This window comes from Streptococcus mitis, assembly GCF_946190155.1.
Lineage (GTDB): Bacteria > Bacillota > Bacilli > Lactobacillales > Streptococcaceae > Streptococcus > Streptococcus mitis_CL.
Genome location: NZ_CAMHZL010000005.1, coordinates 144,862 through 162,995, shown reverse-complemented (window position 1 = coordinate 162,995; position 18,134 = coordinate 144,862). Strand labels below are relative to the sequence as shown.

Sequence of the window (18,134 nt, the reverse complement as noted above, 5' to 3'; positions counted from 1 at the left end):
ACGATGAAAGATTTTCATTTTGACGCTATATCTGCCTTTGAAAATTACGAAATTGAACAAATGAGAGATGGTCACGTTGTGGTGACGACTAAAGTAGTGGACTCGTCGCTCAACTACTATGGCAATGCCCATGGTGGCTATCTCTTTACCCTTTGCGACCAGATTAGTGGTTTGGTAGTCATTTCGCTAGGACTAGACGGAGTAACACTCCAGTCCTCTATCAATTACCTCAAGGCAGGAAAACTCGACGATGTGCTGACCATTAAAGGAGAATGTGTCCATCAAGGTCGCACAACCTGTGTAGTAGATGTCGATATTATCAATCAAGAAGGCAGAAATGTCTGCAAGGCAACCTTTACCATGTTTGTCACAGGCCAACGGTCAGAAGAAAGACAGGTAAGGATATAGATAAACAAAAAAGAGGCTCACACCTCTTTTTCTTATTTCTTTTTATGATTTAATACGGCGTTGAGGACAATGGCAAGTAGGCTGGCGACGACGATTCCGTTTGAGAAGAACATTTGGAAGGCTGTCGGAATGCTGACAAAGAGATTACTGTTGTTGAGTCCGACACCTGCAGCGATTGATACAGCTGCGATAAGGAAGTTATGTTCATTGTTAGCAAAGTCAACACGAGCGAGGATTTGCATCCCTTGAATAGATACAAAACCAAACATCACCAGCATGGCACCGCCGAGGACAGGGCTTGGAATGATTTGGGCAAGGGCACCAAACTTAGGAAGCAGTCCAAGGAGAACCAGGAAACCAGCTGCGTAGTAGATTGGCAGGCGAGTCTTAATACCTGACAATTTAACCAAACCAACGTTTTGTGAAAATCCGGTGTAAGGGAAGGTGTTAAAGATTCCTCCGAGAAGTACGGCTAAACCTTCTGCACGGTAACCGTTACGCAGGCGCGTGCTGTCGATTGGATCTTTTGTGATATCAGACAAGGCTAGATAAACACCAGTAGACTCAACCATAGACACTGTTGCGATGATACACATCATGACAATAGATGAGATTTCAAAGGTTGGCATCCCAAAGTAGAGTGGAGTTGGGACATGGACAAGTGGTGCTGCCGTAACAGGAGAGAAGTCCACCAAACCCATGCTAGCAGCAATGGCTGTTCCAACAACTAGACCAATCAAAATGGAGATAGACTTGATAAATCCTTTGGTAAAGATGTTAATCAAGAGGATAATCAGAACAGTAATAGCGGCAAGCAAGAGACTTTGACCAGTTGGCTCTGGAACGTTATTTCCCATATTTCCAATAGCGACAGGAATCAAGGTTAAACCAATTGTTGTAATAACAGAACCTGTTACGATAGATGGGAAGAGATTGGCCACTTTTGAGAAGATGCCTGAAACAAGAACAACGTAAATCCCTGATGCGATAAGAGCACCAAACATAGCACCACTACCATGGCTTTGCCCAATCATAATCAAAGGAGCGACCGACTGGAAGGCAACGCCGAGAACGACTGGTAGTCCAATACCAAAGTATTTGTTAAGTTGGAGTTGGAGGAAGGTTGCCACCCCACACATGAAGATATCAGTAGAAATCAGGTAAGTCAACTGCTCAGCTGAATAGCCAAGGGCAGTCGCAATCATGATGGGAACAAGGATAGATCCTGAGTACATGGCTAGTAAGTGCTGCAAGCCAAGAATGGCTGCTTGCGAATGTTTTTCTTGAGTTTGCATTAGAGATCTGCCTCCTTAAAAATAACTTGACCATTTTCAAAACGATCCAAGCGAGCAAGTGATAGGACTGGGTAGCCTGCTTTTTCAAGCAAATCACGGCCATCTTGGAAGGATTTTTCAATCACGATACCGATGGCTTCGACTTTGGCACCGGCTTGTTCGATGATTTGAATCAAGCCTTTAGCAGCTTGTCCATTAGCAAGGAAATCGTCGATAATCAAGACCTTGTCCTCTGGTGAGAGGAATTTTCCAGCGATAGAAACGGTACTGGTCACTTGCTTGGTAAAGGAGTAAACTTCGGCAGTTAAGATACCTTCGTTCATAGTGATGTTTTTAGCTTTTTTAGCGAAAATCATGGGAACGTCTAAGGCTTCCGCTGTAAAAATGGCTGGGGCAATACCTGACGCTTCAATGGTCACGACTTTGGTAATACCAGCAGAAGCAAATTTTTCCGCAAAAACCTTACCAATCTCTCGCATCAAGCTAAAGTCAACTTGGTGGGTTAAAAAGGAATCCACCTTGAGGATGTTGTCACCCAAGATATGCCCATCCTTGAGGATGCGCTCTTCTAATAATTTCATAAGACCTCCTAAAGTCTAAAAGCCAGTTTACTTGTTGGTTAAATGTTTCTATGGTGATCCAGTTTGCTAGTACTATATATTTGATAAAACTAGTACGAGCGAAGCGAGTCTTATCAAATATTTCCCGTTGTAGTGGTATCATAGACAATAAGTTTGTTATTGTCTATGACGGAATTTTTGAGACTTTTGGCTCAAAAATTAGGGATGAAATTCCGAAGGAAGTTGCTCCCGTCCGCACTACTTAAGGGAAATATTAAAAATATTCAAAAAGGACCTACTTAATCTCTAAGTAAGTCCCCAAAATAGGCATGGCAAAAAAGACCATCCCCTCAAGCTAACTTACTTATTGTTAGGTGTTCCGGCACCTTGTAGAAACGTCGTGCCAATTCACGACATAAACAAGTAAAACGATATTCAATTTTAAATAGGCTTGAGCCAATGTTTTTATTTTACACTAAATAACTTTAAAAATCAAATGTTTTGTTAGTATTTTGATTAAAAAACGAACATATATAATAAAAATGGGTAAAAAATCAGTTATTGGCTAACATTTAGAAGATTTTTCCATCATAAAAGGCATATTATCAAGTTTTTAAACACTTGACAATATGCCTTTTTAACTTTAAAGACTTTTTCCAAATCTTTATTATTCTACTCGCTAAATCTTAAAAAATAGCCATCTGGATCCAAAACTGCAAACTCATGAGGATAGATATAGTAATCTCCAACACGAAACTTTCTTTTGGTTAAGGGACGATGGATAGGATAGTCAGCTTCTAGCAGTTTTTGGTGGAGTTGAGGGACATCTTCAATACCAAAGGAAATATTGACACCGCGCCCGAAAGGATAGGTTAGTTGGGCTAATTCTTCTGTGCTGCCTTCTTCTAGCATAAGTTGGCAGTCTTCAAGTGAGAGGAAGAGAAATTTCTCCTCTGGACGCTCGTATTCGACAGAGAATCCCAGCAAGTCGCAGTAGAAGTGGCGTGACTTTTCGAGGTCAGATACTACAAATTCAGGAATGACAGCTTGATAGTCCATTAGCTTTCTCCTTAGAGCTCAATCTCCATGACAATGGGTGTGTGGTCTTGACGCGCACCTGAGTCGATCATATCAGACTTAGTCACATTGTCAGCGATGCGGTTACTTGTGAGCCAGTAGTCGATTCTCCAGCCAGTATTGTTGATTTTAGAAGTCTTGCTGCGTTGTGCCCACCAAGTGTAGCGTTCTGGAACATCGCCGTGAATGTGGCGGAAGGTATCAGTAAATCCAGTTGCTAAAAGGTTGGTAAATCCAGCACGTTCCTCGTCGGTAAATCCAGGTGAACGGCGGTTGCTGGCAGGATTTGCAAGGTCAATTTCATTGTGGGCTACATTGTAGTCACCGGTCGCAAGGACTGGTTTTTCTTTGTCTAGTTCAGCCAAGTACTCCGCATATTTGACATCCCAGACTTGGCGTTCTTCCAAACGTTTGAGGCCGTCGCCAGCGTTTGGAGTGTAAACTTGGGTCACGAAAAATTCATCAAATTCTAGAGTGATGATGCGACCTTCTAAGTCCATGGTAGAAGGGGCACCGATTTCTGGAAAAGTGACAGTGGGTGTGAGTTCTTTCTTATAAAGGAACATGGTTCCAGCATAGCCTTTGCGGGCAGGTTCTTGAGAAGAACGCCACGTGTTTTCGTAGTTTGGAAAGAGTTCAGCTAAAATTTCCAAGTGTTTTTTAGTAGGACCCTTGGCAGAAAGCTTGGTTTCTTGGATAGCGATGATATCAGCATTTTCAGCGACCAAGGTTTGTAGTACTTCTTGGGACAATTTGGCACGAGTTGAGTCACTAGTTAGGGCAGCATTGAGGGAATCAATATTCCATGAGATGAGTTTCATAAAGTTACCTTTTTCATTCAGATTATAGATTTTATTATACCAAAAAAAGGTCCATTTCCCCAACGTATGGCTTGAAAAATCACTCTCTTTCGTTTATAATTAAGAATGATTTTATGAAAGGGAGTGAAAATAAATGAAATTTTACTCATATGACTATGTACTTAGCCAAATCAGTCAGCAAAATGGCATCATGATTGGCTTTGGAATTGTTCTCCTAGCTATCACAGGATTTTTTGCTTTTAAAGCCTATCGAGATAAAAAGGGGACTAAGTTTCGGGAATTGGTCATGATTTTGGCCTTGACCTTGGTGGCCATGCTTTTGGTGACAATCTCAAAATACCAGACCAATCAAGCCTCTAACAACCAATTTCAAACCTCCCTTCATTTCATAGAGGTTGTTTCCAAAGACTTGGGAGTGGATAAATCAGAAGTTTATGTCAATACTTCTGCAGCCACTGATGGAGCGCTTGTCAAGGTAGGTCCAAATTTCTACCGCGCCATGAACGGGAGCCAACCAGACAAGTATCTTTTAGAGAAATTAGAATTGAATCAAACAGACGCTATTGAATTGGTGGAGGTAAACAAATGACACTCAATTATATGGAAATTTTAATCAAACTGGCCTTGGGTCTTTTCTCTCTTGTTTTTGTTATTAATGTGACAGGAAAGGGGAATCTAGCACCTAACTCTGCTACAGACCAAATTCAGAACTATGTTCTCGGTGGTATCATTGGTGGGGTGATTTACAATAGTTCTATCAGCATTCTCCAGTATGCAGTGATTTTGATGATGTGGACGATTTTGGTCTTGACCCTCAAATGGCTCAATAACAATGTTCGTTTTGTCAAACGCTTGATTGATGGTAAACCGACTCTGCTCATCAAAAATGGGCAGATTGACCCAGAAGCCTGTCGTTCAGTTGGTTTGTCTGCGGCAGATGTTGCTCTCAAACTTCGTAGCCAAGGAATTTTCCAGATGAAGCAAGTTAAACGAGCTGTGCAAGAGCAAAATGGCCAACTCATCGTGGTCCAAATGGGAGATGAAAATCCTAAGTATCCAGTTGTGACTGACGGTGTGATCCAAGTAGATGTTTTGGAATCGATTGGTCGTAGCGAAGAGTGGTTGCTTGATAACCTCAACAAGCAAGGACATGACAATGTAGCTAATATCTTTATCGCTGAGTATGACAAGGGTGCCGTTACAGTCGTAACCTATGAATAAGAAAAACCTGGGGTCTTGGCCTCAGGTTTCTATTTGCAATCAGAAAGGGATTTTATGTCCATTATTCAAAAACTTTGGTGGTTTTTCAAGTTAGAAAAACGCCGTTATCTAGTCGGAATTGTGGCCCTGGTCTTGGTTTCCGTCCTTAATCTCATTCCCCCCATGGTCATGGGGCGGGTCATTGATGCTATCACATCGGGACAATTAACCCAGCAGGACCTCCTTCTTGACTTATTTTATTTGCTTCTTGCGGCTTTTGGGATGTACTATCTGCGTTATGTTTGGCGTATGTATATCCTTGGAACTTCCTACCGTTTGGGGCAGATTATGCGGTCTCGCTTGTTTGAGCATTTCACAAAAATGTCTCCAGCCTTTTATCAGACCTATCGGACGGGGGACCTGATGGCGCACGCAACCAATGATATCAATGCCTTGACTCGTCTCGCAGGTGGCGGTGTCATGTCAGCGGTTGATGCCTCTATCACGGCTCTAGTGACTTTGCTGACCATGCTCTTTAGCATTTCCTGGCAGATGACTCTGGTTGCCATTTTGCCCCTACCTTTCATGGCTTATGCAACTAGTCGTTTAGGTAGAAAGACTCATAAGGCCTTTGGTGAATCACAAGCTGCCTTTTCTGAACTCAATAACAAGGTGCAGGAGTCCGTATCAGGTGTTAAAGTGACCAAGTCTTTCGGGTACCAGGCGGACGAGCTCAAGTCCTTTCAGGCAGTCAATGAATTGACCTTCCAAAAGAATCTCCAAACCATGAGATACGATAGTCTCTTTGACCCCATGGTTCTCTTGTTTGTTGGTTCCTCCTATGTTTTAACGCTTTTGGTGGGCTCTTTGATGGTTCAGGAGGGGCAGATTACCGTTGGGAATCTAGTTACCTTTATCAGCTACTTGGATATGCTAGTTTGGCCTCTTATGGCCATCGGCTTCCTCTTTAATATTACCCAGCGAGGGAAGGTTTCTTACCAGCGGATTGAGGAACTTTTGTCTCAGGAATCACCTGTACAAGACCCTGAGTTTCCTCTAGACAGTATTGAAAATGGGCGCTTGCAGTATGTCATTGATAGCTTTGCCTTTGAAAATGAGGAAACACTGACAAATGTTCACTTTAGTCTGGAAAAAGGGCAAACATTGGGCTTGGTTGGTCAAACAGGCTCTGGAAAAACGTCCTTGATTAAGCTTCTCTTGCGTGAGTACGATGTGGATGAGGGAGCCATTTATCTAAACGGTCACGATATTCGCGATTATCGTCTGACAGATCTTCGTAGTCTTATGGGCTATGTTCCTCAGGATCAGTTCCTCTTTGCGACTTCGATTTTAGATAATATCCGCTTTGGCAATCCTAACTTGCCCCTTTCAGCGGTCGAGGAAGCGACTAAGCTAGCTCAAGTTTATCAAGACATTGTAGCCATGCCTCAGGGATTTGATACGCTGATTGGAGAAAAAGGAGTCAGTCTTTCTGGAGGTCAAAAGCAGCGTCTGGCCATGAGTCGGGCTATGATTTTAGACCCTGATATCTTGATTTTGGATGATTCTTTGTCCGCCGTGGATGCCAAGACAGAGTATGCGATTATCGACAACCTCAAGGAGACGCGAAAGGACAAGACAACCATTATTACGGCTCATCGCCTCAGTGCGGTTGTCCATGCAGATTTGATTTTAGTCCTGCAAAATGGTCAAATTATCGAACGAGGCAGGCACGAAGATTTGCTAGCTATGGATGGCTGGTATGCCCAAACCTACCAGTCTCAGCAGCTGGAAATGAAAGGAGAAGAAGATGCAGAATAAACAAGAACAATGGGTTGTATTGAAGCGCTTGATGTCCTATCTCAAGCCTTATGGTCTCCTGACTTTTTTGGCACTCAGTTTTCTCCTAGCAACGACGGTCATTAAAAGTGTCATTCCCCTTGTCGCTTCCCACTTTATCGACCAGTATCTCAGCAATCTCAATCAACTTGCCGTTACCGTTTTGCTGGTCTACTATGGCCTTTATATCCTACAAACTCTGGTCCAGTATGTCGGTAATCTTCTCTTTGCGCGCGTGTCTTACAGTATTGTTAGGGATATTCGTCGGGATGCCTTTGCCAATATGGAGAAACTAGGCATGTCTTACTTTGACAAGACGCCAGCAGGCTCTATCGTCTCTCGTTTGACAAATGATACTGAGACCATAAGTGATATGTTTTCAGGGATTTTATCTAGCTTTATCTCAGCAGTTTTCATCTTTCTGACAACTCTTTATACCATGTTGGTATTGGATTTTCGTTTGACAGCATTAGTCTTGCTCTTTCTCCCCTTGATTTTCCTTTTGGTCAATATCTATCGGAAAAAATCAGTGAAAATCATTGAGAAAACCAGAAGTCTCTTGTCAGATATCAATAGCAAGCTGGCTGAAAACATAGAGGGAATCAGAATAATCCAGGCCTTTAATCAAGAGAAGCGCCTGCAGGCAGAATTTGATGAAATCAACCAAGAACATTTGGTCTATGCCAACCGTTCTGTAGCCTTGGATGCCCTCTTTTTGCGTCCTGCCATGAGTTTGCTGAAACTCCTAGGATACGCTGTTTTGATGGCCTATTTTGGCTATCGTGGTCTTTATCTGGGAATAACGGCAGGAACCATGTATGCCTTTATCCAGTACATCAATCGTCTCTTTGATCCCCTGATTGAAGTGACGCAAAATTTTTCGACCCTTCAAACTTCCATGGTGTCTGCAGGTCGTGTATTTGCCTTGATTGACGAGAGGACCTATGAGCCTCTTCAAGAAAATGGCCAGGCTGAGGTAAAAGAAGGCAATATTCGTTTTGAACATGTGTGTTTCTCGTATGACGGTAAACATCAGATTCTGGATGATATTTCCTTTTCGGTTAACAAGGGTGAAACCATTGCATTTGTAGGCCATACAGGTTCAGGGAAATCGTCTATTATCAATGTCCTTATGCGCTTTTATGAATTCCAGTCAGGCCGAGTTCTCTTGGATGGTGTGGATATTAGGGACTACAGTCAGGAAGAGCTGAGAAAGAACATCGGTCTGGTCTTGCAGGAACCCTTCCTCTATCATGGAACCATCAAGTCCAATATTGCCATGTACCAAGAAATCAGTGATGAGCAGGTCCAGGCTGCGGCAGCCTTCGTGGATGCAAATTCCTTTATTCAGGAACTTACTTTAGGCTATGATGCACCCGTTTCCGAGCGGGGTTCGAGCTTTTCTACTGGTCAGCGCCAGCTTCTAGCCTTTGCTAGAACAGTCGCCAGTCAGCCTAAAATCCTGATTTTGGATGAAGCGACAGCCAATATTGACTCTGAAACAGAAAGTTTAGTTCAAGCTTCACTAGCTAAGATGAGACAGGGGCGGACAACCATTGCCATCGCCCATCGTCTTTCTACCATCCAAGACGCCAACTGTATTTATGTTTTGGATAAGGGGCGCATTATCGAGAGTGGAACCCATGAGGAACTCTTGGATCTGGGTGGAACCTACCACAAGATGTATAGCTTGCAGGCAGGGGCCATGTCCTAATACTCTTTGATTTTCATTGAGTGTAAGAAGGAAATCCTTCAAATTACAGATTTCTTTCACCGCCTTTTCCATTTTGTGGTATAATGAAAAATGTTGACAAATAGTATAATAAAAACAAAGGAGAAACAGCATGCTGAAATGGGAAGACTTGCCCGTGGAAATGAAATCAAGCGAGGTTGAGTCTTACTACCAGCTTGTCTCTAAAAGGAAGGGTTCGCTGATTTTCAAGCGTTGCTTGGACTGGGTTCTAGCCGTAGTCTTGCTGATTCTGACCTCTCCTATCTTTCTCATCTTGAGCATTTGGATCAAGTTGGATAGCAAGGGGCCGGTGATTTACAAGCAAGAGCGCGTGACCCAGTACAATCGACCTTTCAAGATTTGGAAGTTCCGTACCATGGTGACGGATGCGGATAAACAAGGGAGTCTGGTGACTTCTGCTAACGATAGTCGTATTACCAAGGTTGGCAATTTTATCCGCCGTGTCCGTTTGGACGAACTGCCTCAGCTGGTCAATGTTCTTAAAGGTGAGATGTCCTTTGTAGGGACGCGTCCTGAAGTGCCTCGTTACACAGAGCAGTATAGCCCTGAGATGATGGCAACCTTGCTTTTGCCAGCAGGGATTACCTCTCCAGCCAGCATCAACTACAAGGATGAGGACACTATCATCAGTCAAATGACGGAGAAAGGTCTGTCGGTTGACCAGGCCTATGTCGAACATGTCCTTCCTGAAAAGATGCGCTATAACCTCGACTATCTCCGAGAGTTTAGTTTCCTTGGAGACATCAAAATCATGTTTCAAACCGTGTTTGAAGTGCTAAAATAAAGTAGTCATGAGAGAATGAGTACAGATAAAAGGAGCAAATCAATGCCAAATTACAATATTCCATTTTCACCACCCGATATTACAGAAGCAGAAATTGCTGAAGTAGCGGATACCCTGCGTTCTGGTTGGATTACAACAGGTCCCAAGACAAAAGAACTGGAGCGTCGCTTGTCTCAATACACACAGACGCCCAAGACTGTCTGTCTTAACTCTGCGACTGCCGCGCTTGAGTTGATTTTGCGCGTCTTGGAAGTTGGACCTGGTGATGAGGTTATCGTTCCAGCCATGACCTATACAGCTTCATGTAGTGTTATCACTCACGTAGGGGCGACCCCTGTCATGGTGGATATTCAAGCAGATACGTTTGAGATGGACTATGACTTGCTGGAGCAAGCTATCACTGAGAAAACTAAGGTGATCATCCCAGTAGAACTTGCAGGGATTGTTTGCGACTATGACCGTTTGTTCCAAGTTGTGGAAAAGAAACGTGACCTCTTTACTGCTTCAAGCAAGTGGCAAAAAGCCTTTAACCGTATTGTGATTGTCTCTGATAGTGCCCACGCTTTGGGATCTACTTATAAAGAACAACCAGCTGGTTCTATCGCTGACTTTACTTCTTTCTCATTCCATGCTGTTAAGAACTTTACAACGGCAGAAGGTGGAAGTGCGACTTGGAAAGCCAATCCAGCGATTGACGACGAAGAGATGTACAAGGAATTCCAAATTCTTTCCCTTCACGGGCAAACTAAGGATGCTCTTGCCAAGATGCAACTGGGCTCATGGGAATACGATATCGTAACACCAGCCTACAAGTGCAATATGACAGATATCATGGCATCACTTGGATTGGTACAATTGGATCGTTACCCAAGTTTGCTTGGCCGGCGTAAGGACATCGTGGACCGTTATGATCGTGGTTTTTCAGGTTCTCGTATCCATCCATTGGCACACAAGACTGAAACTGTTGAATCTTCACGCCACCTCTACATCACCCATGTAGAAGGAGCGAGCTTAGAAGAACGCAATCTTATTATCCAAGAATTAGCTAAAGCAGGAATTGCAAGTAACGTCCACTACAAACCGCTTCCGCTCTTGACAGCCTATAAGAATCTTGGCTTTGATATGGCGAATTATCCTAAGGCCTATGCCTTCTTTGAAAATGAAATTACGCTCCCTCTTCACACTAAATTAAGCGATGAAGAAGTGGACTATATCATTGAGACTTTCAAAACAGTTTCTGAAAAAGTGCTAACTTCATCAAAAAAATGACAAACTACAGTCAAGTAATAGTGATTCTGTTTCTAAAAAGTCTAATTGAGTGTAAAACTGTTGTTTTCAATTGAAAGTCCTATAGTAAAATGAAATAAAAACAGGACAAATTAATCAGGATAGTCAAATTAATTTCTAGCAATATTTTAGAAGCAAAGGTGTACTCTTATAGTTTCAATATACTGTATGGTTTGAAATGAGATGTGAGCAATTTGGTGTAGCATTTAGAATTTTTATTAGGCATCATTTAGAAAATGTAGTGTCTTGTTCTAGTTTTCAATTCACCCTATTTTTTGAAAGACGCGAGTTTCCACGAATGAGGTTGTGGAAACTCGCGTCTTTCTTTTTTGTTTTCAGAATATTGTTCAAAGTTTTGAGACTATTTTTCATGTTCTAGTCATTCTTTTGAAATAATCTATAAAACACGTGTCTACAATGATCTATATGTCCTATTCCAGTATTTTAGAAGAACTGCGTCTATTTTTATAGAGCTTGAATCTAGCTTTTATAGAAAATCTATTTAAGAAATATATTGTATTGTTTTGATTTCAATCCGCTATATGAACGATATTCATGTAAATATATCTGGTGAATGCTTGCATGACAAGATATTTGTTCTTGTATTTATAAATTAGTATTTTACGAGATATCAACATGCTTTAAATACAGTGAATAGGATATTTTTATGTTCAAGCTAAGAAAGATAGTAATCACTTTTGAATGGAAGGTTAAAGAATTATTAGAAGTATGGTTAGATATATAAATGGTCACGCTTTCACAATTTTGATATTTTATTGTGTTATTCCTTGACAATTTTGATTTAAAAATATATTATAAAGAAAATGACAGCGGTGTCATTTTCTGGTATGGAATTTATATGAATATTAAATTAGGACATAATATTTTTAATTGGAGGCTAATATGAAATCTTTTCAACAAAATGAGGTTTTCTCTATTCGTAAGTCTAAGGTGGGAGTTTGCTCAGTTCTCTTAGCGGTTTTATTTATTGGAACACAAAGTGTTTTAGCTAATGAAGTAGTTGGTGAAACTTCTTCGTCTAAAGATAATATGCAAATGAACTCTTTGTTGAGTAGCACATCTACATCATTATCTGCGGAACCCCATTCTGATACTCTCAGTCTTGATAACAATTCAAGTTTAAGTACTGATAATAATGGAGGAGTGAGTATTAATCAAAATAAACCTGATATAACAAATGATACTATGATTGGTAACATCTCTGGGATGGAAGTGAATACTATTTTAAGTACTAATCTGAACGAACACGTAGCTTTGAATGTTAAAGATTATGGAGCAATAGGTGACGGGGTTAATGATGATCGTCAAGCAATTCAAGATACAATAGATGCTGCAGCTAAAGGACTAGGCGGAGGAAATGTATATTTTCCTGAAGGAACTTATTTAGTAAAAGAAATTGTTTTTTTAAAAAGTCATACACACTTAGAATTGAATGAGAAAGCTACAATTCTAAATGGTATAAATATTAAGAATCACCCTTCTATTGTTTTTATGACAGGTTTATTTACGGATGATGGTGCGCAAGTAGAATGGGGCCCAACAGAAGATATTAGTTATTCTGGTGGTACTATTGATATGAACGGTGCTTTGAATGAAGAAGGAACTAAAGCAAAAAATCTACCACTTATAAATTCTTCAGGTGCATTTGCTATTGGGAATTCAAATAACGTAACTATAAAAAACGTAACATTCAAGGATAGTTATCAAGGGCATGCTATTCAAATTGCAGGTTCGAAAAATGTATTAGTCGATAATTCTCGTTTTCTTGGTCAAGCTTTACCTAAAACTATGAAAGATGGGCAAATTATAAGTAAGGAGAGTATTCAGATTGAACCATTGACTAGAAAAGGTTTTCCTTATGCTTTGAATGATGATGGGAAAAAATCTGAAAATGTTACTATTCAAAATTCATATTTTGGTAAAAGTGATAAATCTGGAGAATTAGTAACAGCAATTGGTACACACTATCAAACATTGTCGACACAGAACCCCTCTAATATTAAAATTTTAAATAATCATTTTGATAACATGATGTATTCTGGTGTACGTTTTACAGGATTCACTGATATTTTAATTAAAGGAAATAGATTTGATAAGAAAGTAAAAGGAGAAAGTGTACATTATAGAGAAAATGGTGCAGCCTTAATAAATGCTTTTAGTTATAAAAATGTAAAAGATGAACTTGATTTAAATAAGAAAGTCGTTATTACTGAAAATACATTTTATATTTCTGATCCTAAAACAAAGGCTATTAGAGTAGCAAAAGATAGTGCAGAATATTTAGGAAAAGTATCAGATATTACTGTAACAAAAAATGTAATTAATAATAATTCTAAGGAAACAGAACAACCAAATATTGAATTATTACGAGTTAGTGATAATTTAGTAGTCTCAGAGAATAGTATATTCGGCGGTAAAGAAGGAATTGTTATTGAGGATTCAAAGGGTAAAATAACCGTTTTAAATAACCAATTTTATAATTTATCCGGCAAGTATATATCATTCATCAAATCTAATGCAAATGGGAAAGAACCAGTTATACGTGATAGCGATGGTAATTTCAATATTGTAACGGAGAATGGGCTTTACAAAATTGTAACAAATAACTTAAGTGATAAAAACGAAAAAGAAAAAAACAAAGAGGAAAAATTTAAAACAAGTTCATATGTGCATGAAAAACAATCTAATTCAAATAATGTAATTGATAGTAACCAGAAGAAAGGAGAGTTTAACTCAAGTAAAGATAATAGACAAATTAATGACAAGATCGACAATAAACAAGATAATAAGATAGAAGAAGTGAACCATAAAAAAGTTGGAGATGGCAGAGAAACTGAAAATCATATTAATAAATCTAAAGAAATAGTAGAGGTAAAACAAAAATTACCAAAGACTGGTTCGAACAAGATTATGGAACTATTCTTAACAGTGACAGGAATTGGTTTACTTTTGACACTAAAAGGGTTGAAGTATTATGGTAAAGATAAATAAAATTTGTTCGATACAAGGAAGTTCCGTAGAAAATGAGGATGCTGTAGGTTCACAAAATCAGTATTTTTGGATTATTGATGGAGCTACAGATTTATATAATTCTAAAGAGGAGATAGGTTATTCAGTCTCAGAAGTTGTACATATTTTATCAGAAAGTTTGTCGGTTAATTGTAAAGAATCAAAAACTCTTAAACAAATATTTGAAACTGCTTTACTAGAGGTTAAAGATGAAATCGGTTTAAACTCATATGAATTAACAGAGTATTATCGCTTACCAACATTTGCTTTTATATTTGCTAAACTTTCAGAAAAAAAGTTGGAGTATATGATGCTAGGTGACTGCGTCATGTTAGTAAACGAAATGGAAATAACTGATCATAGAGTAGATAACTTATTTGAAAAAGGGAAAAATGAGATAAAAGACTCAATTGGTACAAATAGTGTTTTAAATAAAAAAATTATTTTACAAAAAATCAGAAAATTATCTAATCAACCGAGTGGGTACTGGATAGGTTCGTTGGATGAGAGATTTTTAGACCATGCTATTATTAATCAAATAGATGTTACTAGTGAACAAATTGTTTTAATGAGCGATGGCTTTTATGAATTCTATCAAAATAATCAAAATAAAACTTTTGAAGAGTTAATTAAGATGAGATTTAATTCTTCTGCTATTGATCCAATCTATGGAAAGAAAGATGATGCAAGTATTCTAGTTATTGATGTTTGATATATTGTTTAAAATATTAATTGTTACTATTGAACTTTGTTAAGAAGAGGTACCTAAATGTTAAGGTTATATTTAGAAAATGAAATTATAGAATTATCAAATAATTTAGAGACCATTTGGGTATCTGTGCTTGATAAATATGAGAAGTTATTTGAATATTTATCAAATGAAGAACGAATAGAATTGATTAAAGAAGATTTAATCATAAATGAGTCAGTTCTAAATGTTGATAAAAAAGGATATGAGTTAATTTGTTTACAACATCCCGTTTCATATGACTTAAGAAGAATTATTAGTGTAATAAAAATATCAACTGACATTGAACGTATTGGGGATAGAATTGTTGAAATTTTAAAAAATCTACAGATTATTCAAAATAATGAAATTTTGAAGAAAATTATTTCAGAAATAAAAATACTTCATGAAGTTATCGGACTGCATATGAATAGGGCTATATCTTGTTATAGAGAGGAACAATCTGGATGTTTAGATATGGTTGTTATACAAAAACAGAATGAGATAGAAGAGCTTAGTACAAATATTGAAAATAAAATAATGAATTACATATTTGAAGATGATGGGAATGTTTCTGAAGTAATTGGTGCTTTAGATATTATTCATCACCTTGATAAAATTGCTCATACTACGCAATCAATTTATAAATGGATAATGTATAGAAAATATGGGAACATAAATTAGAAAGAAAAATATATGAAAACAATTATTGATAATTTTGTTGATAGAGTAATTGAATACGGAATGTATAATGAAATTGACAAAATATATGTGAAAAATAGAGTACTAGCGTTAATAGGTGAGGAGGGAACTGATCGCATTTCCGATGAAAATGACCTGAAACAAATAAAAGATTACTTAGTGGAAATCGCCTTAAAAAACGGTAAAATTAAAGATTTAATCGAGGAAAAGGAATGTTTAGGAGCAGAGTTAATGAATTTCATAGTTCCTTTACCTAGTCGATTAAATGATATTTTTTGGAGTTCATATGATATATCACCTCAAGAAGCAGTTGAAGAGTTTTATAAGTTAAGTAAAGATAGTGATTATATTAAAACTTCTGCTATTGCTAAGAATATTGAGTTTCGATCATCAACTAAATACGGAGAGCTAGAGATTACGATAAATTTGTCAAAACCCGAAAAAGATCCAAAAACAATTGCTGCTGAAAAATTAGTAAAAGCAACTAATTATCCCAAATGTTTACTATGTATGGAAAATGAAGGATATCAGGGGCGAATAAATTATCCAGCACGTTCGAATCATAGAATTATTCGGTTGAAACTTGGTGACGAAGTATGGGGATTCCAGTATTCTCCCTACTCATATTTTAATGAGCATGCGATATTTTTGAATAGTCAACATGTACCAATGGCTATTACCTCTAAAACATTTGAACAATTATTGGAGATTGTTGATATTTTGCCAGGATATTTTGCTGGTTCAAATTCTGATCTTCCTATCTCAGGAGGCTCCATTCTTAGTCATAACCACTACCAGGGAGGGAAATATATTTTCCCAATGGAAAAAGCAAAATTTGAGAGTGAATTTCGTTTTAAAGACTTTGAGGATGTTAATGCTGGTATTGTAAAATGGCCAATGTCAGTAATTAGGTTACAAAGTGAAAATAAAAATCGCTTGTTAGATTTAGCTACTAAAATTCTAAATAAGTGGAGAGAATATTCAGATTTAGAAGTAGACATCATTGCAATGACTGCAGATGTCCCACACCATACGGTGACTCCTATTGCTCGTAAAGTGGACGGAAGATATGAATTAGATATTGTTCTAAGAGATAATCATACTACTGAACAATACCCAGATGGTGTTTTCCATCCTCATCAAGATGTACAACATATTAAAAAGGAAAATATTGGGTTAATCGAAGTGATGGGACTTGCGATTTTACCACCTCGTTTGAAAACAGAGTTAGAAGAAGTTGAGAAATATCTTTTAGGAGAGGATAACGCAATTGCGGATTATCATTTAGAATGGGCCGACCAATTGAAAGAAAAATATCCTCGCATTAATAAAGAAGAGGTTAATAGCGTAGTTCAACACGAAGTAGGACAAGTGTTTGCGAGAGTTCTGGAAGATGCAGGAGTTTATAAGAATACACCGTCTGGGCATGAAGCGTTTATGAGATTTGTTAAGTCGGTTGGAATTAATTAGGAGGAAACCCAAATGGCAATATTGGTAACAGGCGGAGCTGGTTATATTGGTAGCCATACCGTAGTAGAATTACTAAATTTAGGAAAGGAAGTCATCATTGTCGACAACCTTTCGAACTCTAGCATCTTGGTGCTAGATCGTATTGAAGCAATTACAGGGCAACGTCCTGCGTTTTACGAATTAGATGTTTGTGATAAACAAGGATTGAGAAAAGTTTTTGAACAAGAATCTATTGAGGCTGCAATTCATTTTGCAGGATACAAAGCTGTCGGCGAATCCGTGCAAAAGCCTGTAATGTATTACGAAAATAATATTATGAGCACATTAGCTCTTGTTGAAGTGATGTCAGAGTTTAATGTTAAAAAGATTGTATTTTCATCGAGTGCGACTGTATACGGCGTTCACAATCAGTCTCCCCTTATTGAGACGATGCCGACAAGTGCAACGAATCCGTATGGGTACACAAAAGTGATGCTTGAACAAATTTTAAAAGATGTTCATGTAGCAGATTCAGAGTGGAGTATTGCGTTGCTTCGTTATTTCAATCCGATTGGTGCTCATGAGTCGGGGTTGATTGGAGAAGATCCATCAGGCATTCCTAACAACTTAATGCCTTTTATTGCACAAGTAGCGGTAGGTAAGCGACCAGAGCTAAGTGTTTTTGGAGATGATTATGATACGGTAGATGGTACTGGTGTTCGCGATTATATCCATGTAGTGGATTTAGCGATAGGGCATATAAAAGCTTTAGAAAAAGTATCTGAAAAAACAGATGTTTATATTTATAACCTTGGTTCAGGAGAAGGCACAAGTGTATTACAACTTGTAAATACATTTGAAAGTGTTAATAAGGTTCCAATTCCGTATAAAATTGTACCAAGACGATCAGGAGACGTTGCGACTTGTTATGCAAATGCAGACAAAGCATATAAGGAATTAAATTGGAGGACAACAAAATCGATTGAAGACATGTGTAGAGATACATGGAATTGGCAATCAAAAAATCCCAATGGCTATAATTGATGATACTGTTTATATGAGTGCTGTATTTTGGAAAAATTACTTAACCTTTTAATGAAATGCATATTTAATGAAAGATAAATTTTTTTAAAAAAATGTTTGAAAGCGCTTGACAAAGGAAACGGTTTCATTGTATAATGTAAACAAGGTGACACCGATGT

The 18,134-nt window shown here is 38.3% G+C and carries 16 protein-coding genes and 1 riboswitch; of the genes, 12 read left to right on the top strand and 4 right to left on the bottom strand.

The features are described from left to right. Positions 1 to 3: 3 nt before the first annotated feature. Positions 4 to 408: a PaaI family thioesterase gene (locus N8O80_RS06140; RefSeq protein ID WP_261027245.1), complete on the top strand. Its 405-nt coding sequence runs from the start codon at positions 4 to 6 to the stop codon at positions 406 to 408. A gap of 32 nt (positions 409 to 440) precedes the next feature. Here N8O80_RS06140 and N8O80_RS06135 read toward each other — a convergent pair whose 3' ends face one another. From N8O80_RS06135 to N8O80_RS06120, 4 genes are all read right to left on the bottom strand, one after another. Further along, on the bottom strand, positions 441 to 1,703 hold the full coding sequence (locus N8O80_RS06135) for a nucleobase:cation symporter-2 family protein (RefSeq protein ID WP_261027241.1): 1,263 nt from the start codon (positions 1,701 to 1,703) through the stop codon (positions 441 to 443). Further along, positions 1,703 to 2,284, bottom strand: coding sequence for a xanthine phosphoribosyltransferase (locus tag N8O80_RS06130; RefSeq protein ID WP_261027240.1), 582 nt, complete (start codon positions 2,282 to 2,284; stop codon positions 1,703 to 1,705). Before N8O80_RS06130 ends, N8O80_RS06135 begins: the two co-directional genes overlap by 1 nt. Before the next feature lie 326 nt (positions 2,285 to 2,610). Beyond that, positions 2,611 to 2,706, bottom strand: a riboswitch (purine riboswitch). A 229-nt stretch (positions 2,707 to 2,935) separates the two neighbouring features. Further along, positions 2,936 to 3,322: a bleomycin resistance protein gene (locus N8O80_RS06125; protein ID WP_049502476.1), complete on the bottom strand. Its 387-nt coding sequence runs from the start codon at positions 3,320 to 3,322 to the stop codon at positions 2,936 to 2,938. Between the two features lie 11 nt (positions 3,323 to 3,333). Then, entirely contained in the window at positions 3,334 to 4,161 is an 828-nt protein-coding gene (locus N8O80_RS06120; protein WP_203213479.1) for an exodeoxyribonuclease III, read from the bottom strand. A gap of 133 nt (positions 4,162 to 4,294) precedes the next feature. Here N8O80_RS06120 and N8O80_RS06115 point away from each other — a divergent pair, with 133 nt between their 5' ends. From N8O80_RS06115 to galE, 11 genes are all read left to right on the top strand, one after another. Then, positions 4,295 to 4,750, top strand: coding sequence for a DUF3290 family protein (locus tag N8O80_RS06115; RefSeq protein ID WP_000675332.1), 456 nt, complete (start codon positions 4,295 to 4,297; stop codon positions 4,748 to 4,750). After that, positions 4,747 to 5,382: a DUF421 domain-containing protein gene (locus tag N8O80_RS06110; RefSeq protein ID WP_000174447.1), complete on the top strand. Its 636-nt coding sequence runs from the start codon at positions 4,747 to 4,749 to the stop codon at positions 5,380 to 5,382. The genes N8O80_RS06115 and N8O80_RS06110 overlap by 4 nt, the downstream gene beginning before the upstream one ends. Positions 5,383 to 5,436: 54 nt before the next feature. Continuing rightward, complete coding sequence (locus N8O80_RS06105; RefSeq protein ID WP_261027236.1) at positions 5,437 to 7,182, top strand: ABC transporter ATP-binding protein; 1,746 nt, start codon at positions 5,437 to 5,439, stop codon at positions 7,180 to 7,182. Then, positions 7,172 to 8,914 (top strand): ABC transporter ATP-binding protein, encoded by a 1,743-nt coding sequence (locus N8O80_RS06100; protein ID WP_261027235.1) that lies wholly within the window; start codon positions 7,172 to 7,174, stop codon positions 8,912 to 8,914. The genes N8O80_RS06105 and N8O80_RS06100 overlap by 11 nt, the downstream gene beginning before the upstream one ends. Positions 8,915 to 9,044: 130 nt before the next feature. Next, positions 9,045 to 9,737, top strand: coding sequence for a sugar transferase (locus N8O80_RS06095; protein WP_261027234.1), 693 nt, complete (start codon positions 9,045 to 9,047; stop codon positions 9,735 to 9,737). 42 nt (positions 9,738 to 9,779) lie between these two features. Further along, a complete protein-coding gene (locus tag N8O80_RS06090) occupies positions 9,780 to 11,006 on the top strand; it encodes a DegT/DnrJ/EryC1/StrS family aminotransferase (protein ID WP_261027232.1) in 1,227 nt (408 codons plus the stop codon). A 921-nt stretch (positions 11,007 to 11,927) separates the two neighbouring features. Further along, positions 11,928 to 14,036, top strand: a complete 2,109-nt coding sequence (locus N8O80_RS06085) for a glycosyl hydrolase family 28-related protein (RefSeq protein WP_000834743.1) — start codon at positions 11,928 to 11,930, stop codon at positions 14,034 to 14,036. Beyond that, positions 14,020 to 14,766 (top strand): protein phosphatase 2C domain-containing protein, encoded by a 747-nt coding sequence (locus N8O80_RS06080; RefSeq protein WP_023935650.1) that lies wholly within the window; start codon positions 14,020 to 14,022, stop codon positions 14,764 to 14,766. The genes N8O80_RS06085 and N8O80_RS06080 overlap by 17 nt, the downstream gene beginning before the upstream one ends. 57 nt (positions 14,767 to 14,823) lie before the next feature. Continuing rightward, a complete protein-coding gene (locus N8O80_RS06075) occupies positions 14,824 to 15,465 on the top strand; it encodes a phosphate signaling complex PhoU family protein (protein ID WP_000945328.1) in 642 nt (213 codons plus the stop codon). A 12-nt stretch (positions 15,466 to 15,477) separates the two neighbouring features. Next, positions 15,478 to 16,953: a UDP-glucose--hexose-1-phosphate uridylyltransferase gene (gene galT, locus N8O80_RS06070; RefSeq protein ID WP_261015357.1), complete on the top strand. Its 1,476-nt coding sequence runs from the start codon at positions 15,478 to 15,480 to the stop codon at positions 16,951 to 16,953. A gap of 12 nt (positions 16,954 to 16,965) precedes the next feature. Further along, a complete protein-coding gene (gene galE / locus N8O80_RS06065; protein WP_119947600.1) occupies positions 16,966 to 17,976 on the top strand; it encodes a UDP-glucose 4-epimerase GalE in 1,011 nt (336 codons plus the stop codon). The last annotated feature ends 158 nt before the right edge of the window (positions 17,977 to 18,134 follow it).